The sequence below is a fragment of the Methanothermobacter tenebrarum genome (assembly GCF_003264935.1).
Classification (GTDB): Archaea; Methanobacteriota; Methanobacteria; order Methanobacteriales; family DSM-23052; genus Methanothermobacter_A; species Methanothermobacter_A tenebrarum_A.
In genome coordinates, this window is sequence record NZ_QLOE01000001.1 from 194,619 (window position 1) to 219,643 (window position 25,025).

Here is a 25,025-nt window from a genome sequence, read left to right on the forward strand (position 1 = left end):
TCTCACCCATACAAGAGGAAAATAAGTGTCTATATGATGGAACCGTTATTATACTTAGCTTCTGGTTTTCTTATGAAGCTCGCTGATGATCTTGCCGATGAAACCACAGCTAAGATAGCAGGAGCCTCTGCAGGTATCCTCTGCGGCTTCTCTGTAGGATTACTCGTCACTATAAGCTCTGATGCCCCATATATATTCTTTGGGATATTTATAGGCACGCTATTAGCTGGTAAGATTGATAACTTAAACCATTTCCTTGCGGGCGCCCTCTTCCTATTAGTGGCCCTATTAGGGGGATTGCCAGTCCTTGAACCAGTGACCTTGATTGTATGCGTCCTCGGGGCTTTCATAGACGAGGTTGGACATGACCTATGCAAGGATAAAGGTTATCTTTCTAGGATATTTGAGTATCGTTTAATCCTTAAAATGGGAATATTAGTCCTTGCAATAATCCCACATTTTATATCATGGATACACGGGATAGGATGGTATTCTCTCATATTCTTCCTGTTATTCGAATTATCCTATGAATTCACAGGTTGGTTTGATAAACATCTCATAGGATATCTATGAGGTCTTTTATGGTCTTTCTCGGATTCCTTGAAAGGTAGATTGTCCTCCCAACTATGATGGCATCTGCAAATTTCAATGTTTCAATGGCCTCGCCACCCTGGAATCCTACACCAGGGGATATGATGAACGCATCATCACCTACTATTCTCCTTATACTCTTGAGGCTTTCAATTTTTGTGGCTGGGGCCACATAATTTTCCACCCCCAGTTGTACTCCGATTTTTGCTATCTCCTCTGATACCTTCCCTATGAACTTTCCTGATCCTGGATGGGACATGTCAGTGAGGAGGAATATTTCCCCTCCTATTTTATTCGCTGCGTCCATGCAAGCTTTTATACTATCAGGGCCTGTGAAACCATGTACTATAATGGCATCTGCACCATGCTTGAATGTTATATTACAGATTTTCTCGTTTGTTTCGGGTATATCAGCAACTTTGAAATCTGCTATGACTTGACATTGTAATTCTTCCTTGAATTCTTGTATGCATTCGATTCCAGCCGCAAGCACGAGAGGATAACCTATCTTAACAGTGTCTATATAATCTATTACTTGGCCTGTCACCCTAAGAGCCTCGGCCGGGTCTGTTAGATCCATTGCCAAAATTATATTATTTTCTATCCTCATAATAATAGAATATAATAATACATCATATTATATCTTCAAAAAGAAGAAACATAAAATTCGGAAATATTTACTCTTCTTTTTTGATAAAAGTCCACCCCCCCATAGTGTGGTGGTCCCCCCTCTTTTCCTTTCATAGGATGATCTTCCCCTGGGGAGGTGTCTTCCATATGAAGAGGCTCAGTCTGATATTCAAAGAATTGTTAAAAAAGGAGGGTATAGGTAAGGTTGGGAGTCTCTGTAGACTTGGATGGAATGATCCATTCCAGGAGATGGCAGTTTCAATCTTGGATGGGAGAGGGGCTATAATAAGATTAAATGAGCCCGTGAAACTGGCTTGGAATTTGGATGGCGAACTTGCCGGTTCTAGCTATTACGCTTATTCTCCAAGTGACCATGATGACATTATAATAGGAAAAGAGAAGATCATAGAAGAAATTTCAAAATATGAACACCCTTATTTTATAATAGATTTAATGTATTGGGATGAACACACAATCAAGGAGAAAAGGAAGCTTGCTCTCCAATTAAACCAATCCTATGGGCTTATAAGAGATTATCTCTGGGGTGAACGACTAGTTCTAACATGGCTCAACAAAGAAGCTGAATCCTCCATGCACTTCCCCCTTTCTAGGATAACAAGCTTCAAAGGCCCTACACACCAATTCTTAGCCGAAAATGGGATAAAAGAGGCGATACTCCTAGACCCGTGGGCAAAGAGGGATATAAAACCAGAGGATTTCACTTCAAAGGCGTTTATAATAGGTGGTATAGTTGATAAAACAGGTGACAAAAAAGGCACCACCCCAAGAATAGGTGAAAAACTCCAAGAAAACAAAATAAAAGTCAAAAGGAGGAAAATATCATTAATGGGGGATACAGTAGGAGTCCCAGATAGGATAAACTTAATCTTGGAAATTCTACTCAAGATGATGTTCGAAGATAAAAAAATGGAAGAAGCTATCCTCGAAATCCAACCATACAGGGATGCAAGATGGCGACTCAGAAAAGAATTGCCAAAACATAAAATCAAATTAAAAGGAATGGCCATAATCGAAAAAGAGATATTCCATAAATATTCAAGGTGGCTTAACATTAGATGGAAAGACTTCCAAAAAGTAGTGGACGATCTGAACCTAAAAGCCGTTGAAAAGGAAAAAATCAAAAAAATTAAAGAAAAATTCCATCACATAATTTCCAATTAAATCCCATCCCAAGGTGGGGGGCTTTCAACGTTTTAACCGCAGCTTCACATTCACAGCCAGTTTTCTCATAATAGTTTTTCATCTTTTCTTCGCCAAGGAGGCGACACTATACATAAAAAAGAAAGGTTTGAATCACCAATATTCTCGATATACTGCACACTCCTTGGGGGGATGAAAATGGCATCACCAGAGCCTACACTTCTCTTCTCATCATCAATATGCATTATGCCCTGGCCCTCGAGGATATAGTAGACTTCCACAGATTCTTTTAGACAATGTGGTAGCGAAGCTTCTCCAGGTTCAAGAATAGCATGAGCCAAACTAAAACCCATCTTCAAACCTTCACGTTGAGGATGCAAAAGTTCACAAAGCAGAGTACCATCCAATACCCTACTATAAAAACAATCCCTTAGGTTCCTAACGATAATAAGCAAACCTCCAATAATTTTTATTAAAGAGAAGTCTCTTTAAAATTTTATAAAAGTAATTATTGGTTATGCTGGTCTGGCGAAAGTATTATCATAAAAAATTTCACCTTCAAATACCCAGATCACAAGGATATCATGCTAAAAATACTTAAAGGGATGTGGAAGTGAGATAGTATTCGGAAAAGCATCTGCTCCCAGGATAAAATGGGCGAAAAATTATTTCGAAGAAGCCTCAAGTATAGCAACAACACTTATAATGGATTTCAATAGAGGAGACCGCGAACAAGTCAAAGAAGACTTTGAGGATGGTGCTGTGGCAACTTGTGCAGCTACAGCAGAACAAAGAAGCTTATAGGCTCTTATTCCAAGTCCAAGTAATCATCATAGGAGAATGGAAATTTTTAAAAAATCTTTAATAAAAAAACTTATATAGAGATATACTCCACAAATAGTTTACCTATAATAATTCTGGAATGATTATCCATTAACTCTGGGAATATTCGCTAATGTTGATATCAATTGTTATACCAGCCCTTAATGAAGAGGGTCTTGTGGAGAAACCGGAAAATCAATCCCTGTAAGTGCCAGGAAATGAGATTTTAAGGTTGAATACGCATTTGATAACGCATCATAGGATAATATAAGTTTAGAGGCTGAAAAGGCTGGTTCAATGGTTGTCATGGAAGATAGGAGGGTTTATGGTAACACTTATCAGCGAGGATTCAAAGAAGCCCAAGAGAATATTATAATCATGGGAGACGCTGACTTCACCTACCCATTCGAGATGACACCAAAATTCATGAAGGAGATACTCAAAGGATACGATTTTGAAATAGAAGACCGACTGAATGGTATGATGGAGGCTGATGCGATGCCAGCCCTCCACAGATATATAGGAACCCCACCTCTTCTCAAATGCTTAACGTCCTATCCAAAGACAAGAAACACTCACTGTGGTATGAGAGCCATCACAAGAGAAGCCCTCCAAAGATTAAATTTAAAGCGCTTGGGATGGGAATTCACCACAGAAAAAAACCTAAGAATCAAACAAATACCCATACCACACAGAAAATGAGGAGGAGAAGCTAAACTCCACTCATTCAAAGACGGCTGGAGACACATAAAATACATGCTAAAAAAGAAAAGTGGGTGCTATAGAATGAAAATAGCGTTCATTTATGATTGTGCATATCCTTGGGTTAAAGGTGGTGCTGAAAAAAGAATTTATGAGATTGGGAAAAGGCTTGCTATGCGAGGTCATGAAGTTCATTTTTTCTGCCTTAAATGGTGGGAAGGAAAAAATAAAATCCAAAAGGACGGTATATATTATCATGGAGTGGGTGAAAAGGTTCAACTTTACAAAAATGGTAAAAGATCTATCAATGAGGGATTATATTTCGGATTAAAGATTTTGACAAGTTTCAAAGGAGATGCAGATATAATAGATTGCCAACAATCTCCATATTTCCCGTGTTTTTCTGCTAAATTACATTCCTTAAATAAGAAGGCAAGTTTTTTTATAACATGGTATGAGATCTGGGATGATTATTGGTTTGAATATTTTGGGAAAAAAGGCTTATTCGGTTTACTCGTTGAAAAATTCGTTTCTAAGATTCCACATATTCCAATCGCCATTTCTGAAAGAATTAAAAATGATATGATAAAATATTTAGGGATGCCTGAGAACCTTATAAAAGTCGTGCCTAATGGTGTGGATTTCCACAAGATCAGAAAAGTAGCTCCAAAAGATGAAAATCTCGATATAGTTTATGTGGGTAGATTAATTTCGCACAAGAACGTGGATGTTCTACTAAAGGCCATAGCATTATTGAAAAACAGAATTCCAGATATTAAATGTGGAATAATTGGCAACGGCCCTGAAAAAGAACATCTCATAGGATTAAGTAAAAAACTTGATATATCTAATAATGTTAAGTTTTTTGGATTTATAGAAAAGGACGAAGAAGTTTATTCTTACATGAAATCTTCGAAAATATTTGTTTTACCATCTACGAGAGAAGGTTTTCCAAACACTATTCTAGAGGCCAATTCTTGTGGTTTACCCGCGATTATAGTTAGACATGAAAAAAATGCTGGTACGGGCGTGGTTAAAGAGGGCTATAATGGGTTTATTGTTGATTTATCTCCTGAAGAAATCGCAGATAGAATTAGTAATTTGCTTGAAAATGATCTTTCAAATCTCAAAAGAAACGCTCTGGAATTTGCAAAGAAACATGATTGGAATATTATCGTTAACAAAATAGAAAAAATTTACAAGGAGTCATTATAAATGAATTTAAAAGGTAAAAAAGTTGTCGTAACTGGCGGGGCAGGCTTTATAGGTTCTCACTTAGTCCAACGTCTTTTAAATGAAGGATCTGAAGTTTTGGTATTAGACAACCTTTCTGTTGGGAATGAAGAATTTATTCCTGAAGGTGCTCTCTTTAAAAAAATGGATATTCGTTCAAGGAACTTGGATAGTGTCATGGCTGAGTTTGAACCAGATATTGTTGTACATCTTGCTGCAGTCCATTATATACCTTATTGCAATGCGAATCCAGAAGAAACCTTCGATGTGAATGTTATGGGGACAAGGAATGTTCTTAAGGCATCTAAAGCAAAAATGTTTTTATTCTCTTCATCTGCAGCAGTTTATCCACCTTTAAACAGACCATTAACTGAAGATTTGTATGGTCCAATTGACATTTATGGAAAGACTAAGCTCATTTGTGAAGATTTAGTAAGGTTATATTCTGAAGAGGCAATAATTGCCAGATTATTCAATGTTTACGGTCCAAATGATCCAAATCTTCATGTAATCCCCGAAATATTCAAACAAATAAATGATGGGAAAAGGGAACTCAAATTAGGAAATTTAACACCAAAAAGAGATTATATTCACGTTGATGATGTTTGTGAAGCCTTAATTGTTCTTTTAAAGCATGGAAACAGCGGCAAATATAATGTTGGAACTGGTAAGGAGTATTCAGTGAAACAAATTGTTGATATTATAAGCGAAATTATAGGAGAAGAAATAAATATCATCAAAGATGCGAAAAGGGTTAGAAAAGTTGAAAGAGAACATTTACTTGCAGATATAACAAAAATTAAGACCAAAACTGGATGGAAACCAAAAATAGACTTGAAAGAAGGTTTAAAGAGAACATTCATGGAAATAAAAGATTATAATTGAGCAATCAACAAGGAAACGTAAAGAGTTTAAACTATGGTAATAGAAAAATAAATGGAATTTATGGAGGATATTTTGCCTCCTAAAAAAATCAAAAATTCAGAAAAATTTTTCAAATTTTGAGAAAGAAAGAATAGTCGAACAACAACCAAGAACTCTAAGTTAATTGCAATGCTTCTATTATTGCGCTAAAAGATGATTTAATCTCTCTTGAGGCGTTGAATTCTATATAATAGGTTCTCCAAAGAATTCGTTATTAAACAGAATTTATAGGCTAAAAGGGGGGTGGATATTCTATTGCTTCAATACTCAATCTTGCATTTTAGCACGATATTGTTGATAACACCCCATATTTCCCACCAAGAGGAAATGGAGTGGAAAATCACCCTAATATCTCTAAGAAATTATCAAGAAAAGGCCGTGAAGTGACTGTACTTTCAACTGGAAATAACCTCAAAGAGACGTATGATAATTTCAAGCTTATAAGAATTAAAAATAAGCTTTCGATTTCAAACACACCCCTCAACATGTTTTTACCACTCAAGAGATTATTAAATGTCTACAGAGCAACAATAACCGTCTTAGAACAGAAATTATATACCTTCAAGGGGTGGAAAAGCCTACTCAGTCAAAAGTGATTAATAGCAAAAAACTTAAAACCATCCAAGAATTTATAGAATAAGAGATACAAAAGAAGTTCTCTTTTTCAGACAACAAAAGAAAATTCATAAAGACCTTGGAAAACGAAAAATTGAATAAAGATTGAAATCAAATAAAAATTGTTGAAAATCTAAATACCCTACTTGTGGGGGGTGATAAAAAGAAAAGATAGAAAATTTCTCATAATTTCTTTAAAGGTAAAATAGGAAGAGAATAGGAGGTTAACCCATCTAAAAGATGGTAAAGTAACTGTGGAGGTCGTGTCTTTGATCCTGAAAAAAATGATGAATTTCTCCAAGGATCTTTTGAGGGTTATGATATCCCCAGAAGAAACATTTAAGGTTGTGAAGGATAAAAATTTGGAAAACCAAGGATTGTACTTTTACATTTTCATGTGCGCATTCCTTGGTTTCATGTTAGGTGGAGTGGCATCAGCCATAACCGGAGTGTGGATAATCTTCCCAATAGCCTTCGCCGTGATAGTCACAGTAATAGCACTGGTAAAACTCATAATATGGGCCATAGTTTCACATATTGTCGCAGTTTTTGTCTTTAAAGGAAAAGGAAGCCTTGAAAGCACCATTAAGCTCATGGGATTTTCAGCAGCACCATTCATCCTTGGAATATTCGCTCTAATGACCCTAATACTAGCTGGGACATTTTTCACATCAACTATGCTGTTCACCATAATGTACATCTGGGCCATTATAATTGGGTCAGCAGCTGTGAACATCGAACATAGGATCGGTTTTGGGAGATCATTCTTATCGGTCCTTGGAATACCAGCCCTTATAATAATAGGGTTGATGATGCTCGTGGGGGTTTTACAATGAATGCCGAGAAATTTTTTAGTGTTATAATCATAATCATACTCGTAGGGGCATTTTTAACAGCAGTGGCGGCACCACTCTTCAAACCAGCAGAGGAAAATGTTATCAAGGATACTTTCACCTTAAATGAGAGCCAAGTATCAGGTATAAAGCAGGTTAATATAAGCGTGGAATCCAATGCTTCGGGCGTGGGTGTAGAATTTAGGAATGTCACGGATTCTGTTTATACTATTGAAACCGAAAGAAGCTTTGGGGATGCGAAGCCTAAAGTCAATTATACAGTGGAAGGCGACACCCTCAACGTTAATATAATGTTGGATAAGGGTTCCGCGAACATCCTATTATCAAATAAGTATACATACAATGTAACTACTAGGAGCAAGGTTGGTGGAGTTGCAATAATCCTTGGAAACAATTCAAAGGTTGATAATATAAATTCAACAATCCAATATGCTGGTGGCGGGGCGCTGTTAATCGATAAAACAACATTCAAGAACTTGTCAATGAACGTGAACACTGGAGGATTCTATATAGCGGTTTTAAACCCAAAATTCAAGGGTAATGGTTCTATAATTGCAAATGTTACCATAGGTGGTATAACAATAGCTCCAATGGACCCATCAATCCCCCTTAGGATAATAGCAAATGTTGACAGTGGAGGAGTCACATTTAAACCAAACAGCTTCCATGTTATAAAGAACACCACAACTTACCTCGAAATTGAAACAAAGCCCTATAAGTCCTCTGTTGAAAAATTAGAGATAATATGTGGGGTTGGCCTTGGTGGTGTGAGCATAGGCACTTTCCAGATGCCAATACAGCCACGATAGGTACCCTCACATTAAACTTTCCTTTTTTTATGTTTGGACCTAATTTCTATTCTTGAAATAGGGGAAAAATATTTATAGGATATCCAACCCAAAATCTTATTCAAGTTTACTTTAAAAAAAATAAAAGATGGTGATATTCTTGCATATCATGGAAGGCTTTCTACCATGGCAATGGTGCATACTCTGGTATGCAATCTCCCTACCAGTTATCATATACGGTATAACAAGAATAAAAAAAGTAGCAGATGAACTCCCAGAATCAAAACCACTACTGGCCGTGAGCGGAGCATTCATATTCATACTATCCTCCCTTAAAATGCCATCAGTCACAGGAAGCTGCTCACACCCCACAGGAAATGGATTAGGAGCAATACTATTCGGCCCATGGATAACATCAGTAATGGCAGCCATAGTACTCATATTCCAAGCACTCTTACTAGCCCACGGAGGATTAACAACACTAGGAGCCAACATATTCTCGATGGGTATAATAGGCCCAGTATTCGCATGGCTAACATACAAAGGATCCCTAAAATTAAACCTGCCAACTTCCATTGCAGTATTTTTGGCAGCATTCATAGGCGATGTCATGACATATGTAACAACATCATTCCAACTAGCCCTAGCATTCCCAATACCTAATGTGATGATAGCAACTTCAAAATTCATGCTAATATTCGCATACACCCAGATACCCCTTGGGATAGCTGAAGGATTACTCACAGTAGTGGTGTTTGAAAACATCTTAAAATTGAAACCAGACATCACAGAAAAACTAAGCCTACTAATTAGAAAACCAACAAGCGTAGGTGATTAGCATGGAGAAAAGGCACATCATAATGCTTATAATCGTTGCCTTAATCTGCATCATACCATTCCTGATCTATAGTGGCCTTGGAGAAGAACAAGGCTACTTTGGGGGTGCGGATGATAAAGCCAGTCAAGTTATAGAAGAAACCGGCTACAAGCCATGGTTTGAGCCCATATGGGAGCCCCCAAGTGGTGAAATAGAGAGTCTAATATTCGCTGTTCAAGCGGCTATAGGAGCACTGATAATTGGATACGTTTTCGGCTATTATAAAGGCAGGCAGAAAACATCCTAGAGCTGGGTAGAATGAACATTTCAACAGACCTTTATGCCTATCATAATAATCTTAACAGGATACCCCCAGGGGTGAAACTATCCTGGGGTATCCTCACGATGATATTATCTCTGCTGTCGCCTTCCCCTATAATCCCAATTATGGTAGCAATTATAATGTCGCTTACAATCGTATTGGTTGCAGGGATACCATCACGCTATTATTTAAAATTTATCAGCGTACCATCCGCTTTCGGATTTTTAACATTAATATTAATGGCATTATTTTTCGGGGCTGAACCATCATCTATAGGATTCTCTTGGTTTAGAGTGTACTTGGACGGCCTCCACACAGGATTCCTAACATTTTCGAGGATAATGGGCGGTTTCACTTGCTTAGCTTTCATTTCGCTTACAACACCCATTAACGAGATATTCAAACAATTAGAGAAGATAAAAGTGCCCAGGATCATAATTGAGATAGCTCTCCTAATGTACCGGATGATATTCATTTTCCTTGAAGAAGCATCCACCATGTACCATGCACAGGAGACAAGACTAGGCTACAATAGCGTCAAAAGTTCTATAAAATCCTTGGGGCTGCTCGCAAGCAACCTATTTATAAGGTCCTGGTTACAAGGAGAAAAGGTATACCAGGCGATGGAGACAAGATGTTACAATGGGGAAATCCCAACAATGAAGATCCATGAAACAGATAATAAATGGATCATATTAGTAATAGCCTTCGAGATAACACTACTCCTTGGAGTATACTTTACAAGAACTATAAAAATTATATAAACTTTTTTAGACAATCCATATGTTAGTATCCGTCTTCTTGGTGTTGAGAACAATGATACTTGAAGCTGTCAATGTCACATATGAGTACCCTGATGGGACAATAGCTCTTAAAAATGTCAATTTTAAAGTGGAAAAAGGACAAGTAGTAGCCTTACTAGGCCCTAATGGCGCTGGCAAATCAACCCTATTCCTACACTTTAATGGTATCCTCAAACCAAAAAAAGGGCAAATAAGAGTAGAAGGCGAACCCATCCATTACACTAAAAAGGGGCTTATGAAGGTAAGGCAGAAAGTGGGCATAGTATTTCAGAACCCTGACGATCAACTATTCGCCCCAACAGTAAGAGAGGATGTAGCATTCGGCCCATTTAATATCGGCTTAGAAACAGATGAAGTTGAAAGGAGAGTGAAAGATTCCTTGCGGAAAGTTGGCATGCTAGGATTCGAAGATAAACCACCACATCACTTAAGTGGCGGGGAAAAAAAGAGGGTTGCAATAGCCGGTATACTAGCAATGAACCCGAAGATAATGGTATTAGATGAGCCCACTTCCGGCCTCGATCCAAGGGGGGCATCCCATATAATGAGACTACTCTACAATCTCAACAAAGAGGGGATGACCATAATCATAGCAACACACGACGTTGACATGGCACCGTTATATGCTGATAAAATATACATCATAAGCAATGGTAAGATAATTAAAGAAGGCACACCCAAGGAAGTATTTAAGGATGTTAAGACCATAAGAGAAGCTAATCTAAGACTCCCAAGGATAGCCCACCTCGTGGAAATACTTGAAAAGGAGGATAAACTACCATTCAATAAACCGTACCCTCTAACCATTGGGGAAGCCAGAAGAAGACTACTAGACAAATGGAAATTAATGGAGACACCATCCCATTCAAAGGTGAGAAGATGAGACGCATAGGAATATGTGACACCACCTTTGCAAGATACGACATGGCAAGTGCCGCCATAGATGAACTAAAAATGCACGCCCCAGACTTAAAGATTATAAGGAGAACAGTACCAGGTGTCAAAGACCTCCCAGTAGCATGTAAAAAATTGATCGAAGAAGAAGGCTGTGAGATTGTAATGGCCTTCGGGATGCCAGGCCCGGATGAAAAGGATAAAGTATGCGCCCATGAAGCTTCAACAGGACTCATACAAGCCCAGCTCATGACAAACACTCACATAATCGAAGTATTCGTCCATGAAGACGAGGAATCCAACCCAAAGGACCTTAAAATACTCGCAGAAAACCGCGCCCGCGAACATGCCCAGAATGTTATAAAAATGTTATTCAAACCAGAAAAATTGACCAGAGAAGCCGGCATGGGGATGAGAGAAGGCAAACCAGACGTCGGCCCACTCTAATAGAAAAACACCCTCCAACTTATAGATTCCCAATATGGGGGGATTCCACTAGGGTCTTTAAAATGGGAATGGCAGTGAAAAAAAGGGTAAATCCAAAAGATGTTACAGTTATCGTGCCTGCATATAACGAGGAAAAGACAATACTCCAGGTTCTAGGCGAACTAAAGAAGAGAGGTTATACTGTCGTTGTTGTAGATGATGGGTCAACTGATTCAACACCCCATCTCCTCACAAGATTCAAAGATGATGATAGAGTCCACGTTTATAGGCATATAATAAACAGGGGACTTGGAGCGGCCTTGAGAACTGGTATAGAGGCGGCCCTTTTCATGGGATCGTCCTATATAGTCACATTTGATGCTGATGGACAACATGACCCAGATGATATAGAAAGGGTTTGCAAACCACTAATCGATAATAAAGCAGATGCTGTTATTGGTAAAAGAGATTTTAGTAAAATGCCACTTTCAAGGAACATTGGAAACTTTCTCATGAACATAATAACCCTAATATTTTATGGTGTTTGGGTTTCTGATTCACAATCCGGTTTGCGAGCATTCACCCGCAAAGCAGCTTCCAAGATCAAAACAGAGGATAGAGGTTATGGTGTGTCATCTGAGATAATAAGTGAAATCAAAAAAAGAGGCCTCAGACTAAAGGAGGCTCCTATAAAAACTATATACACTCCAGAGACTATATCAAAGGGTACAAACTTTAGTGTAGGTATTAAAATATTGATTAAATTAATAATTAATATATTAAAAAGATTGTAAGGGTGCTAAGAGTGTTATACCAGATTATAGGAACACTAACAGGTCTGATAGGGATGATATTATCCATAAAGAGGTTCAAAGAGGGTAAAACATCCCCCACTGCTTTCATCTTCTGGCTTCTAGCATGGGGTTTTCTAATCGTGATCTCAATTAGCCCCAACGTCACATCATATATTGCAAATATTATGGGAATTGGTAGGGGACTGGACCTGATCCTTATATTAGCGATAATAGGAGCCTACTACTTGCTCTTCAGGATATATATCATGATAGAGAACCTTGAAATGGAAATAACAAAACTAGTCAGGGAATTAGCACTCAGAGAATCGGAAGAGGACGAATAGACCATGAAAATAGGGATAATAACAGAATACTTTCCAAAAACTGGAGAATTCGATATAAGGGGGGTGGTGCGGAGGCTTGCGCGTTCAATGAAGCCCTCCAATTATCAAAAAGGCATGAAGTAACCGTTCTAACATCCAGAGCCGAAGGAACACCCAAGAGGTATTCCATAAACAATATAGAAGTCATAGGATGCGGCCCCACACGGGCATATGTGCAAAAGGGTTCTCTCCTTAAACGTTCACTATTTATAAAAAACTTTACAAAAAATTGCGAAAAAAGGGTTTGAAACAATCAGAAAAATATAGGAGGGAATACATAGGGTATAAACTGGAAAAATATTAAAAAAGCTCTGTTAGAGTTTTACCTTTATCTTCTCTCTAAGTATCCTGTTTACGAGCTGACCGTCAGCCCTTCCCCTTAATCTCTTCATGGCTTCCCCCATTAATGGGCCTATGGCTGCCATCTTCCTCTCTTTTATCAGTTCTTCCTTTTCTTCTATAATTTCCTCGATTATCTTCTCTACTTCTTCTCTAGTTAAAATTAGGAGGTCTAGTTCCTTGGCTGCCTTGAGTGGTTCAACTCTTTTATCCGCCATGTATGCTATGATCTCCTTTAGGGCGTCCTTTGAAACTTTACCCTCCTCTAATAATCTAAGAGCCCCAATAAGGTCTTCAAGTTTTAAATTTTCTATATTGTGACCTTCTCTTTTAAGCTCTTGTAGGGTGTATGCGAGTAATGACGCTATTAGAGTGTTTTCAACATCTAACCTGGCAAGTTTTTCAAAGTCCTCTGCAAGGCCCTTTTTGACTAGCTGGGACGCCAGATCCTCACTCAGATTATATTCTCTCTTTATCCTCTCTTTCTTTTCCGAAGGCAGTTCTGGAAGCTTCTCTTTTAACCTTTTGATCATCTCTGAGCCGATTTTGAAGAGAGGGATATCTGTTTCCACATACATTCTACTGGCTGTGGGTAATGGCCTTAAATAGGAAGTGTTACCATCTTCTAGTGCTTTCCTTGTCTCCTCTGGAACGCCTTTGAGGGCCATCCTAGCCCTTGATGCGACTTCCTCTAGGGCTGCCTCTGCCTTTTTTCTTTCATCTGCTATGATTATTATAGCATCATCTTCACCTGCTTTAAGGTGTTCTCTTAATTTTTCAACTTCTTCTTTACTTATACCATAGGCTGGGAGTTCATCAGTGTGGAATATGCCGGCCACGCCCCTTTTCTTGGCATAATCTGCTAGTTCAGTTCCAAACCTCCTGTCGGGTTGGAGTTCCATGCCTATGAGTCCGGCGAAACCTTCTAGTTTTATTGCGAGCACGCTTTCAGCACCTTTTATTATCTTTGACCTGGTATCCTTGAAAATCTCCCCTACATCGTATATTTTATCCTCGACTTTTGTTTTTCTCTTTTTGAGTTCTTCAAGTATCTCTAATAACTTTAGTTGCCTTTGAACTTCTCTTTTAACAATCTCGGGTATTAGGTTAAGGTCTTGAACTCCTTTGACCTCGACCCTTGCACCATCCCTTATGGAAATGTTAAGGTCTTGTCTTATGGTTCCTATGCCCCTTTTAACCTTGGTGCTGCGGAGTATCTGCCCTATCTGATAAGCCACCTCTTTTAATTGGATTGGATCTTTGATAGAAGGGTCTGTTGTTATTTCAACGAGTGGTATGCCAAGCCTGTCAAGGCGGAAGACAATACCATCTTCTCTTTCTTCTATTCTCCTTGCAGCATCCTCTTCAAGGCATAGGTTTTCTATCTTTACTCTCCCATGGGGTGTTTCAACATAGCCATCTGTGGCCACTAGGCCTGTTCTCTGGAATCCGCCAGTGTTACTCCCATCTATTACCTGTTTTCTCATTGTGTGGAATTCGTCAACCACCTTCATATTAAGGAGTAATGCTATTGTCACTGCGATCTCTAACGCTTCACTATTTATTGGATGGGGTGGTTCTTCATCAGCTTCCACGAGACAAGTATGATCAGAATAAGCCTGATAATAAAACCTGAGCTTCCTCTTAGCCTCCTCGAAGGCTGCCCTGTCTATTTTGCCGAGTTCACTTTGTGTGGGCCTCAATCTCCTCATTATATTATATTCTGGTTCTTCATCTGTTAACTCGCACTTACAAGGACAGAATAGTTTCCCTTTGCTGTCAAGTTGTTGGTGTATTTCCAAGCCCATCTTTAACCCGATTTTGTCCCAGTCCATACTTTTTCACCCTTGGAAGTGTCTAAGTGAAGATTTGTCCTCGATCTCGCCACTGATATTCTCAAGCATTATACTCTTCACGGTCTCAGGGTCGCTGCTCTGGCCAAGGGCCCATACAAGTTTTACATAAGCTGTTTCAGGCAGCATGTCAGCTACTGGTATAACACCAGCCCCGAGTAATCTTCTGCCAGTACTATATACGTTCATGTTTACTCTGCCATTGAGGCATTGTGAGGCCATGGCAACTATGATGTCCATTTCATTTGCACGTTCAATGGCGGGTATAAGATCCTCTGGGCAATGGCCGAGGCCTGTACCCTCTATAACTATCCCTTTATAGTCTTTGTCAATGTAATATTCTAATATTTCTGGGTTTATACCAGGGTAGGTTTTTATTAATGCTACTTTTGGTTCTATCTTGTCCCTGACTTCAAGTTCTACTAGGTCTCTCTTCCTATAGTCTTCCCTTAGGATTTTGATTTTGCCGTCTTTGATTTCTGCTATGGGTGTGGTGTTTATGCTTTTGAATGTGTCCCTTCTTGAAGTGTGCATTTTCCTTACTTTCGTCCCCCGGTGTAGGTGGCAGCTTCTATCATCTATACTGGCGTGCATACAAACCATGACCTCTGCTATGTCTGATTTCGCTGCTATAACTGAGCTTATGAGGTTGAGGTGAGCGTCAGATGATGGTCTGTCAGAGCTTCGTTGTGCTCCTGTAAGTATCACTGGTACTGGTGTTTTAAGGATGAAACTTAGCGCCGCCGCGGTATAATGCATGGTATCTGTCCCATGGGCCACCACAACGCCCTGGACTCCATCTTCTATCTCCTTGGCTATGGCATTTGCTGCTTCAACCCAATATTCCGGGCGCATGTTTTCGCTTAAAATGTTGAATATGGCTTTTCCGCGTATATTCGCAATATCTAATAATTCTGGGTTGGCTCTTAGAAGGTCGTCTGCAGTGAATGCTGGGTGGACAGCGCCTGTCTGGTAATCTATGATTGATGCGACAGTGCCTCCTGTTGATATTATGGATATGTCTGGTAGTTCAGGATTTCTTTCAACATCGACTGGTGGGAGTTTTATCTCAGGTTTTGAACCTTCTTCTATCAACTCTATCCTGGCATCTTCGATCTCCACTCCAATATTATAGCCATTATCTAATTTTAGTACTAGGTGTTTGTCATCAGCATCCTCTGGCCTGTCAAGTAGCATCCCATCATAGCTTATATTATCCTTTTTTACGCGGATTTTGTCACCGACTTTAATAGATTCTTTTTCGAGTAATTTTTTTGCAAGCCCTTTATAGGCCATTTATAGGCCCCCCCATTATGTTTTCTCGGGCCCATCTAGCACCTATATTTAGTAGTTTTAGGTTTATGTCTATGATCTTCTCTTTTCCGCTGAATATGAATTTTAGAGCGTCTTCGAATGATTTTTTTGAAAGTTTTGTGAGGCCTAATTCCATGAGAACTCCTAACATGACCGTGTTAGCAGCCCTTTCTGCTCCTTCACTTTTCGCGATTTTAAAGGCCGGAACTCCGATGATATTACCCTTGCCCTTGTATTTTATTGTTGTGGAATCATAGAGGATGTATCCGTCCTCTGGTACTGTGTGGGCGAATTCTTCGAGTGAAGGTTGGTTGAATGCGATTAGTATGTCTGGTTCATCCACTACTGGCGAGCCTATCACATTGCCTGATATTACAACTGCACAGCTTGAAGTTCCACCCCTTTGCTCAGGACCATAAGCTGGATACCATGACACGTGCTTGGATTCTGCGCAAGCCGCTTGTGCAAGCACTAAACCCATGCTAAGCACGCCCTGACCGCCAAATCCGGCTATCTTCACTTTAATTTCTCCAAATTCTGGGTCGTCTTTGGGTTCTGGGAGCGACTCCTCTACTTGGAATATCCTGTCAAGACTTTCCTTGGAAAAATCGCTATTATCCCGCTTGAGGGGTTCGACCTCATCGGCTTTGTCCCTGAAATTTTTAACAGGAAATTCTTTCTCCATTTCTTCGTTTATAAACCTTTGAGCGCCTTCAGCATCCTGGCGCAAGTTTGTTGGGCAAGGTGAGAGGACCTCCACGAATGCATAACCTTTACCATCCCGTTGTATTTCAAGGGCTCTCTTAACAGCCCTTTTAGCCCTTCTAATATGTTTTATATCCGCTAGTGAAACTCTTTCAATAAATACAGGCGCTTCTAGATTGTTGAGTAACTCACACATATGCAATGGGTAACCTGCGAATCTAGGATCTCTACCCTCTGGGCATGTTATGGTGGGCTCGCCCACAAGGGTTGTTGGGGCCATTTGGCCTCCTGTCATGCCATAAACTGTATTGTTAACAAAGAATACCGCCATTTTCTCTCCCCTGTTGGCGGCTTGTATTGTCTCGTTTAATCCTATTGATGCAAGGTCCCCGTCCCCCTGGTAGAGTATTATGATGGCATCGTCTTCTGCACGTGATATTCCTGTCCCCACGGCTGGTGCTCTCCCATGGGCCACTTGTACATTACCACAATCAAAATAATAGTATGCGAATACTGCACATCCAACAGGGCTTATGAGGACTGTTCTCTCTTGTATTCCTAGTTCGTCTATGGCTTCCCCTATGAGCTTGTGTAGTATGCCATGTCCACACCCTGGACAATAGTGTGTTGCTGTGGGCGCGCTCCCACCCTTTCTCTCGAAGATGTCATGGATACACTTTGGTTTTTTGATGATTCTTTCATCTGCCATGGGCTACCTCCCTGATTTTTTTTACCACTTCTCTTAGTTGGATTAGGTTTCCACCCATCCTGTTAACTAGTTCGATGTCCTGGCATCCTGTTGCTAATCTTATATCTTCTAGCATTTGGCCGTTGCTCATCTCCACTGATATGAACTTTGGGTTGTCCTCGCTTAACTTGGCTAGTTCGTCCTCTGGGAATGGGGAGAGTGTTATTGGACGGAATAGTCCAACTTTTATACCCTCTTTTCGGGTGATGTCAACGGCTGTCCTTGATATTCTACTACTTATACCATAGGACACTAGGATTATATCAGCATCATCTAACATGTAGGGTTCGTATTTTGCCTCTTTTTCTTTTATTTGCTTGTATTTTTCTTGTAAATAGAAGTTGAATTCTTCGAGCTCGTCAAAATCGAGGAAAATAGATGTTACAAGGTTCTTCATGGTCTCCTTGTTGCCGCAGACCGCCCATGAAGTGTCAGGTTTATGTTCTATGGCCTTCTCTGGGAATTTTAAAGGTTCTGCCATCTGTCCAAGGACAGCATCAGCTAGCACAATAACTGGGGTTCTGTACTTGTCCGCGAGTTCAAATGCTTTCATTGTAAGATCGCACATTTCCTGGACACTATTAGGGGCTAAAACAATACTTTTATAGTTTCCATGCCCCCCTCCCTTTGTTAGTTGGGTGTAGTCGGCCTGTTCGGGTCCTATGTTCCCGAGTCCTGGGCCGGCCCTCATTACGTCCACTATGACTGCTGGGAGTTCTGCGCCAGCAAGGAATGATATTCCTTCTTGTTTCAAGCTTATACCAGGCCCGGATGATGCTGTCATTACACGGTGGCCTGCCGCGGCAGCCCCGTATACCATGTTTATGGCCGCTTCTTCTGATTCTGCTTGCACGAATTTCCTGCCGACCATTGGAAAGTATTTAGCGGCTTCGTGGAGTATTTCACTGGCTGGGGTTATCGGATATCCGAAGTAGCAATCGCATCCGGCGTACATAGCCCCTATGATAACTGCTGTGTTCCCTTTCACCATCTGGGTTGCCATCTTGTCATTTCCTCCTCTTTTTAAGTGGGATGTGCACTTCTATGGCATGGGGTTCCGGGCAAGTATAGTAGCAGTTTCCACAACCTTTACATCCGCCCCCCTTGTATTCAACGTAGTGATATCCTCTCTCATTAATCTTATCACTCATAAAGAGTACTTTACCTTTACAGGCTAGTATGCACCTTTCACATCCTTTACATTCCAGTGGATTAATTACTGGATATGGTTCCATTTATTGTTCCCCTGCTCTTTTCATGTCCCTTTCTCTTATCTCAACTCTCCTTATCTTGCCACTAATAGTCTTAGGTAGTTCATCAACAAATTCTATTACACGAGGATACTTATAGGGGGCTGTAACCCTCTTGACATGATCTTGTATCTCTTTCTTGAGTTCTTCGGATGGTTCATATCCTCTGGCAAGTACTATTGTAGCTTTTACTACCTGTCCCCTGATTGGGTCTGGGTAGCCTGTAACTGCACATTCTAGTACCGCTGGATGGGATATGAGCGCGCTTTCAACTTCAAACGGTCCTATACGGTACCCTGAACTTTTTATTATATCATCGGTTCTCCCGACGAACCAGAAGTATCCATCTTCGTCCATCCATGCTGTGTCACCTGTATGATACTTATTATTGTACCATACTTCCTTTGTTTTATCCTCATCCCGGTAGTAGCCGCCGAAGAGTCCTAATGGTTTGCCCTTTGAAGTGTCTATGACTATCTCCCCTTCTTCTCCCACGTCTACTGGGTCTCCATTATTATCAACTAATTCTATATCATATAATGGGGCTGGTTTGCCCATTGACCCTGGTTTGGGCTCCATCCAGGGGAAGTTGGCGATGGATACAACAGATTCTGTCTGTCCATAGCCTTCCATGAGTTTCAAACCGGTCTGTTCATAAAATTTATGGAAAACCTCCGGGTTTAGGGGTTCTCCTGCCGTCACAGCATATTCTATACTTGAAAGGTCATATTTTGAAATGTCCTCTTTTATTAGGAACCTGTATACTGTTGGTGGGGCGCAAAATGTTGTTATATCATACTTTTCTAATTTTTCCAGCATGTTAATAGGATTGAAACGATCATAGTCATAGGCGAATACTGCGCTTCCACAAATCCACTGACCATAAATTCCACCCCACACTGATTTGGCCCATCCTGTATCAGCCACTGTATAGTGTAGGCCATCTTCTCGGACGTTCTGCCAATATTTTGCAGTGACTATATGGGCTAGGGGATAGGTGTGATCATGTTTTATCATCTTGGGCATCCCAGTAGTCCCAGAGGAGAAATATACTAATAGTATGTCCTCATCTGAGGGGTACTCTTCTGGTTTTTTGAAGTTTTTTGGCATCTCCTCAAGCTTCTCCCTAAAATTAATCCAACCAGGCCTGTCCTCGTCGCCTACAATGACCTTTAGGAGGGGAATGTCACCCATCTCCTCCTGGGCCTTGTCGAAACAGTCGGGGACGCCATCTTCTGCGATGCAAACCACCATCTTTATATCCGCCTTTTTTATACGGTATATTATGTCCTTTTCTTTTAGCATGTGGGTTGCTGGGATTGCGATGGCCCCTATCCTATGGAGGCCCAGTAATGAGAACCAGAAATCGTATCTGCCCTTTAAGGTTAACATTACCCTGTCGCCTTTTTTTATCCCACACTCTTTGAAGAAGTTGGCTGCCCTTTCTGAATATTCTTTCATTTCCTTGAAATTTATTATGCGTTCTTCTCCGTTGTCGTTACACCAGACTAGGGCCTCTTTTTGTGGGTGTTTTTTGGCGTACCAGTCAACCACGTCATAGGCGAAGTTGAAGTTTTCTGGTACTATTATCTTGAAGTTTTCCTTGAAATCTTCATATGATTCGAATTCTGTTCTGTTGACGAATTTTTCTAGTATTGATGCCATGGCTTGTCCACCTCTACATTATTATAGCTAGGAATTTCGCCCTTTTGCCGTTGAGGGCCTCCATTGCATGTGGATATGATGAATCGAAGAATATTGAGTCGCCTTCATTCAAGATTATCTCATTATCATGGATATAAAATTTTATGCTCCCTTCTAGGATATAATTAAATTCTTGTCCTGGGTGGCTGTTCATCTCTGGCTTGCCTTTTCGCGGTTCCACGGTTACTATGAATGGCTCCGCCTTCTTATGGATGAACTTTTCGGCGAGAGCCTCATACTTGTATTGTTTGCGCCTGTCAACTTTAACGCCTTTACCTTTCCTTGTGACGGTGAAAATATGCATTCTAGCCTCTTCTCCTGTGAGTAGGAGTCCCATGTCCACGCCAAGTTTGTGGGCTGCCTCGAATAATATGCTTGCGGGTATATCCTCTTCTCCACTCTCATATCTTTTATAGGTTTCTTCGGGGACTCCTAAATAGTTGGCCATTTCCTCTACTGTGATATTTGAGAGTTCTCTCAGTTCTTTTATCCTTACACCTATTTCTTTAGTTTTTTCATTCATTAGAACACCCCAAGAAAATCCGATAATTTTATCGATGATAGAATTGTAATTTCCGGATTATAAAAAATTATCTCTCAACTAAAACTTGGCGACCGATCCTCGAAAAGGTTTCTCTGGTATTAGATAAGTTCTGATATCTATATGTGACTTTAAGCCTCTTTTTTTGGTTTTTCATTGGGTATTTTATGCTCTTGGAGATTTTTTGGAGGATATTCCTCTATTGTTTGGTCGTTCTCTCGATGTTTATGTGAAGAAAGTTTTGAAGCAAAGCAACAGTTTACTTGTGACTATTAACCTCTAGTATTATTTCATGTAGTATTTAATCTCCCCAAAAAATCTTTATTAAAATTTTTCTATTTTTAATTTATACGTACAAGGTTTTTAAAATGGAAAATTAAGGTTTTCCTAGGATGAAACCCGAAATTGAACATCTTAATGGAAATTTACAAGATGAATAAGCGGTTTTTCATGTTCTTGGTCTTCTTGGCTATTTTTTCTCAACCAGAGGAGCATCAGCCACAGTAATTAATAATAACACGCAAAAAGTCTACACAAGCAGACAATAAATGATACCACGACATTAAATGGGCACACCATAATCGTAAACAGGAAAACCACAGCGAAAAATAAATAAAACTCTCAATTTAACAGCAAATGGTAAAGTAAACACCACTCTAACAATAATCAACCAACCAGTAATCAGCATAACAGCAAACAGAACACTGATCCAAACATCAACGGAGCAACTGATAGTTTCAGAACCTACATCGAAGCTGAAGACTGCACAATAACCAACAACACGATCACAAAAAAACAAAGGGGGATGGCATCATCTTAACTTATGGATCTAACAATGTGATCTACAACAATACTTTTATAAATAACACACCACAAGCATATGCTCCCGGTACAGGTAACCGTTTCAACTTGACAAAAACAATCGGAGGAAAACTACTAGAGCGACTACAACAGAATAGACAATGACGGAGACGGGTTCAGAGACACACCATACACCTTCACAAGAGGACAAGACAACCTACCACCCATCCCACCAAAAAAATAATCAATATCAGCCCAGTCAATGGCACAGTCAGCATACCACTAAACAAAAACATCACCATTCAACCGTCGGGCCAGACTGCAACAAAATAACCGTCACAATTACCTAACGGAACCTCGAAGGCCACAACTAGGGCTATCAGCGGTAACAAGCTTTTATAAAATGTAACTGCTGATTGGAACCCAGGGACGACATTCACAGTTACAATACATGCTAATGCTGTCAAAAACAGTTTAGGAAGCATGCTAGCCGCAAAGTACGTACCTAAATTCACTATGGTTGTGAGGGTAAAATCCTAGACTTCTATTCCTTTTACCATCCTTTTGGCTTATAAAATCTGGCTTTTTTAGGATAATATACAGATTTATGCGCTGGTAAGGATATCATATGGAGGATATGGGGGGGTCATGGAAGAAAATAGTATCCTTTAAAGATTATCTCTGCGTTCAAGCTGCTGAAACATTTGGTGGTCGGCTACACTCAGTGCAGAATTCTATCCCCCCTAATTTAATTGCCTATGTGTCTTGTTTTAGCCCACCTTTTTTCACTTCTTCTTATAATATGGGCTGTGGCTATCAAAAATAAAGGTAAAAGGTAGAGACAGTAAGCCCAATACTCTATTGATAAGATTATACTACGGGGTATGCTATACCCATCCCTTTTTATACCTGTTATGGTGAGGGGGAAGAAAGCTATTGTAGATATTAAGCCAATAATAAAAGGTGCTCTCATGCCCATTGTAAATCCCCCGATGTTTAATATGAAGACAATATAGCCAAGCATGACAAAACCTATAAAGAGTAGAGAGAAAAGGTAGAATATGGAATCTATTTTCATGCGTATCGGTATTGGAGCATCAATCACAGGTGGAAGATAAACAAAGAGTGTTTCAAGGTTACCTGTAAGCCATCTAGTTCTTTGCTTGAAAAAAGCGGGCCACTCCGGTACGGCCTCTTGCCAAACTTCTGCTTCCGGACAGTACCTTACATAATAGCCTTTGAGCATTAACTTCACCGTAAGGTTGAGGTCTTCTGTGGCTGCATATCCGTCCCAGCCACCCACTTCTTTAATTATATCCTTTCTGACAAGTTGTCCGTTACCTCCAAGGAATGCTGATACTCCCATGTTCATCCTTGACCTCATTATGAGGTTGCCAAAAATCGCGAATTCAATATCCTGCATTTTCGTGAGCAGATTCTTATCAGCATTGTACATTCGCACACGTGACTGCACACCCGCAACATTCTCGCCTTCAAAATACGGTATGATCTTCTTCAGAAAGTCTGGCCGGACCCTTGCATCCGCATCAAAGACTGCTATGATATCACCATTTGCAAGTGTAAGACCATCATTGAGAGCATATCCTTTACCATTAAATGCGAATGGAGCCTTCCTAGTGACCACATGGAGATGTTTATGTTCTTTTACAAGTTCTTTGAGGATTGCACCTGTACCGTCAGTGGAACCATCATTGATAACAATGATCTCATAATTCCTACTACCATTCAAATGATAATCTAGCCTCGATAGGCTTTCAACACACTCTCTTATAGTGTTCTCCTCATTATGGGCTGGTACAAGAATGCTCACCATTGGCATTTCACCATTGGATGGCCTATTAGGCTTTTTGAAACTGGATACGAAGTATAGTAAGCTGTAGGAAACTGGGATGAAGAGAACATACATTAGCCATGTCATGTCCCTTGAGATAAAACCATAAATCGCAAGGGATATTATAATAGATGAAACAAAGAATACAGCGGTCTTTTCTATTTTCATCTCCTCGGCTTTAGTCACGGTAATATCGTGCATTCTCTTTGAATACTCTTTTGTTTCATGGAATGTTTCAAGCACTACTTGGATTTCGGCCTTTAGCTGTTCAATGTTACATGGTTTAACAAGATATCCATATGGTTCGCTTTCAAGTATCCTTGAAAGTGTCTTATCATCAGAGTATGCTGTGAGGTAGATGACTGGAATATCATAATCTCCTTGTATAATCTTGGCGGCTTTTATACCATCCATTTTTCCTTTTAGTACAACATCCATGATAACAACGTCTGGTTTAAGCTTGGAAGCGGTTTTAACAGCCTGTTCACCCGTAACTTCAACTCCCACAACATTAAACCCTGCATCTTTGAGTTTTTCCTCGAAATCTGCGGCGATAATCGCGTCATCCTCAACCAAGAGTATATTAGGAGTTTCAGCCACTTCAGTAACATCAGGTGATGGTGCTTTAAGCAAGTCTCTGATATCAGCCTCATATCTTTTAAGGGCTGTTTTGATGGCGACCTTGAGTGAATTGTCATCATATGGCTTCAAAAGATAACCATATGCTCCCGCCTTTCTAGCCCTTTTAATAGTTTCAGGGTCAGAATATGCTGTTAAGAATACTATGGGAATCTTTAAATCTTTTATTTTCTCAGCCACCTCTATGCCATCCATCTTCCCTCTTAGCACGATGTCCATGATAACGAGATCTGGTCTTGTCTCTGTTATTTTATTAAGGGCCTCTTGGCCTGATGCCACGCTCCCAATGACCTTATAGCCTAGTTTTTCGATTCTTGATTTGAGGTCAAGGGCTACGATTGCATCATCTTCCACTATCAACACACTTTTCATGAAGTGCACCGCCACCAAATAATATTTGATAATGTTATTTTCATATATAGTTTTTAAGTTGCTTTTGCTGTTAAGTCCCCCCCTCCTATTTCAAAATGTGTGGGGGATACAAAAAAAAGTGTGTAATACTCTTTTTATATATTAATAT

The 25,025-nt window shown here is 39.9% G+C and carries 25 protein-coding genes; 15 read left to right on the forward strand and 10 right to left on the reverse strand.

All coding sequences use genetic code 11. The features are described 5' to 3' along the window. Positions 1–33 precede the first annotated feature (33 nt). Complete coding sequence (locus DPC56_RS01195) at positions 34–573, forward strand: hypothetical protein (protein WP_146737602.1); 540 nt, start codon at positions 34–36, stop codon at positions 571–573. Here DPC56_RS01195 and pyrF read toward each other — a convergent pair. Then, positions 557–1,201: an orotidine-5'-phosphate decarboxylase gene (gene pyrF, locus DPC56_RS01200; protein WP_112093234.1), complete on the reverse strand. Its 645-nt coding sequence runs from the start codon at positions 1,199–1,201 to the stop codon at positions 557–559. The genes DPC56_RS01195 and pyrF overlap by 17 nt on opposite strands. Positions 1,202–1,368: 167 nt before the next feature. On the opposite strand from pyrF, the gene DPC56_RS01205 reads away from it, so the two are divergent. After that, positions 1,369–2,403 carry a tRNA (guanine-N2)-dimethyltransferase gene (locus DPC56_RS01205; RefSeq protein WP_181454348.1) on the forward strand — a complete coding sequence of 345 codons (1,035 nt, stop codon included), beginning with the start codon at positions 1,369–1,371 and terminating at the stop codon, positions 2,401–2,403. A 65-nt stretch (positions 2,404–2,468) separates the two neighbouring features. On the opposite strand, the gene DPC56_RS01210 is transcribed toward DPC56_RS01205, so the two are convergent. Then, positions 2,469–2,735 (reverse strand): cupin domain-containing protein, encoded by a 267-nt coding sequence (locus DPC56_RS01210; protein ID WP_281267911.1) that lies wholly within the window; start codon positions 2,733–2,735, stop codon positions 2,469–2,471. A gap of 766 nt (positions 2,736–3,501) precedes the next feature. On the opposite strand from DPC56_RS01210, the gene DPC56_RS08155 reads away from it, so the two are divergent. The 12 genes from DPC56_RS08155 to DPC56_RS01275 all read left to right on the forward strand — a co-directional run bounded on the left by DPC56_RS08155 (position 3,502) and on the right by DPC56_RS01275 (position 12,720). Next, complete coding sequence (locus DPC56_RS08155; protein WP_181454349.1) at positions 3,502–3,906, forward strand: glycosyltransferase; 405 nt, start codon at positions 3,502–3,504, stop codon at positions 3,904–3,906. Positions 3,907–3,990: 84 nt separating this feature from the next. Further along, on the forward strand, positions 3,991–5,121 hold the full coding sequence (locus DPC56_RS01220) for a glycosyltransferase family 4 protein (RefSeq protein WP_112093297.1): 1,131 nt from the start codon (positions 3,991–3,993) through the stop codon (positions 5,119–5,121). Continuing rightward, positions 5,122–6,024 (forward strand): NAD-dependent epimerase/dehydratase family protein, encoded by a 903-nt coding sequence (locus DPC56_RS01225; RefSeq protein ID WP_112093236.1) that lies wholly within the window; start codon positions 5,122–5,124, stop codon positions 6,022–6,024. A gap of 923 nt (positions 6,025–6,947) precedes the next feature. After that, a complete protein-coding gene (locus DPC56_RS01235; RefSeq protein ID WP_245923806.1) occupies positions 6,948–7,514 on the forward strand; it encodes a YIP1 family protein in 567 nt (188 codons plus the stop codon). Further along, positions 7,511–8,341 carry a hypothetical protein gene (locus tag DPC56_RS01240; protein ID WP_112093238.1) on the forward strand — a complete coding sequence of 277 codons (831 nt, stop codon included), beginning with the start codon at positions 7,511–7,513 and terminating at the stop codon, positions 8,339–8,341. Before DPC56_RS01235 ends, DPC56_RS01240 begins: the two co-directional genes overlap by 4 nt. A 139-nt stretch (positions 8,342–8,480) precedes the next feature. Then, positions 8,481–9,158, forward strand: a complete 678-nt coding sequence (gene cbiM / locus DPC56_RS01245) for a cobalt ECF transporter S component CbiM (RefSeq protein ID WP_112093239.1) — start codon at positions 8,481–8,483, stop codon at positions 9,156–9,158. 1 nt (position 9,159) lies between these two features. Further along, a complete protein-coding gene (locus DPC56_RS01250; RefSeq protein ID WP_112093240.1) occupies positions 9,160–9,444 on the forward strand; it encodes an energy-coupling factor ABC transporter substrate-binding protein in 285 nt (94 codons plus the stop codon). Positions 9,445–9,455: 11 nt separating this feature from the next. Further along, complete coding sequence (gene cbiQ / locus DPC56_RS01255) at positions 9,456–10,223, forward strand: cobalt ECF transporter T component CbiQ (RefSeq protein ID WP_112093241.1); 768 nt, start codon at positions 9,456–9,458, stop codon at positions 10,221–10,223. A 52-nt stretch (positions 10,224–10,275) separates the two neighbouring features. Then, positions 10,276–11,145, forward strand: a complete 870-nt coding sequence (locus tag DPC56_RS01260) for an ATP-binding cassette domain-containing protein (protein ID WP_112093242.1) — start codon at positions 10,276–10,278, stop codon at positions 11,143–11,145. Then, positions 11,142–11,603: a riboflavin synthase gene (ribC, locus tag DPC56_RS01265; protein WP_112093299.1), complete on the forward strand. Its 462-nt coding sequence runs from the start codon at positions 11,142–11,144 to the stop codon at positions 11,601–11,603. Before DPC56_RS01260 ends, ribC begins: the two co-directional genes overlap by 4 nt. 68 nt (positions 11,604–11,671) lie before the next feature. Beyond that, positions 11,672–12,376: a glycosyltransferase family 2 protein gene (locus tag DPC56_RS01270; protein WP_112093300.1), complete on the forward strand. Its 705-nt coding sequence runs from the start codon at positions 11,672–11,674 to the stop codon at positions 12,374–12,376. A gap of 11 nt (positions 12,377–12,387) precedes the next feature. Then, positions 12,388–12,720, forward strand: a complete 333-nt coding sequence (locus DPC56_RS01275; RefSeq protein WP_112093243.1) for a DUF2304 domain-containing protein — start codon at positions 12,388–12,390, stop codon at positions 12,718–12,720. Positions 12,721–13,073: 353 nt separating this feature from the next. Here DPC56_RS01275 and gatE read toward each other — a convergent pair whose 3' ends face one another. Genes gatE through DPC56_RS01310 form a run of 7 tightly spaced genes read right to left on the reverse strand, consistent with a single transcriptional unit; the run spans position 13,074 to position 21,195 of the window. After that, a complete protein-coding gene (gene gatE, locus DPC56_RS01280; RefSeq protein ID WP_112093244.1) occupies positions 13,074–14,933 on the reverse strand; it encodes a Glu-tRNA(Gln) amidotransferase subunit GatE in 1,860 nt (619 codons plus the stop codon). A gap of 6 nt (positions 14,934–14,939) precedes the next feature. Beyond that, positions 14,940–16,247, reverse strand: a complete 1,308-nt coding sequence (gatD, locus tag DPC56_RS01285) for a Glu-tRNA(Gln) amidotransferase subunit GatD (protein WP_112093245.1) — start codon at positions 16,245–16,247, stop codon at positions 14,940–14,942. Continuing rightward, positions 16,237–17,679, reverse strand: coding sequence for a 2-oxoacid:acceptor oxidoreductase family protein (locus DPC56_RS01290; protein ID WP_112093246.1), 1,443 nt, complete (start codon positions 17,677–17,679; stop codon positions 16,237–16,239). The genes gatD and DPC56_RS01290 overlap by 11 nt, the downstream gene beginning before the upstream one ends. Beyond that, complete coding sequence (gene vorB / locus DPC56_RS01295) at positions 17,669–18,721, reverse strand: 3-methyl-2-oxobutanoate dehydrogenase subunit VorB (RefSeq protein WP_112093247.1); 1,053 nt, start codon at positions 18,719–18,721, stop codon at positions 17,669–17,671. The genes DPC56_RS01290 and vorB overlap by 11 nt, the downstream gene beginning before the upstream one ends. Positions 18,722–18,725: 4 nt before the next feature. Next, on the reverse strand, positions 18,726–18,953 hold the full coding sequence (locus DPC56_RS08305; RefSeq protein ID WP_112093248.1) for a 4Fe-4S dicluster domain-containing protein: 228 nt from the start codon (positions 18,951–18,953) through the stop codon (positions 18,726–18,728). Continuing rightward, a complete protein-coding gene (locus DPC56_RS01305) occupies positions 18,954–20,633 on the reverse strand; it encodes an AMP-binding protein (protein ID WP_112093249.1) in 1,680 nt (559 codons plus the stop codon). Positions 20,634–20,646: 13 nt separating this feature from the next. Beyond that, complete coding sequence (locus DPC56_RS01310) at positions 20,647–21,195, reverse strand: helix-turn-helix domain-containing protein (RefSeq protein ID WP_112093250.1); 549 nt, start codon at positions 21,193–21,195, stop codon at positions 20,647–20,649. Between the two features lie 780 nt (positions 21,196–21,975). On the opposite strand from DPC56_RS01310, the gene DPC56_RS08525 reads away from it, so the two are divergent. Then, positions 21,976–22,179, forward strand: a complete 204-nt coding sequence (locus DPC56_RS08525; protein ID WP_112093251.1) for a NosD domain-containing protein — start codon at positions 21,976–21,978, stop codon at positions 22,177–22,179. A 583-nt stretch (positions 22,180–22,762) separates the two neighbouring features. Here DPC56_RS08525 and DPC56_RS01320 read toward each other — a convergent pair. Next, positions 22,763–24,877: a response regulator gene (locus DPC56_RS01320; protein ID WP_112093252.1), complete on the reverse strand. Its 2,115-nt coding sequence runs from the start codon at positions 24,875–24,877 to the stop codon at positions 22,763–22,765. Between the last annotated feature and the right edge of the window lie 148 nt (positions 24,878–25,025).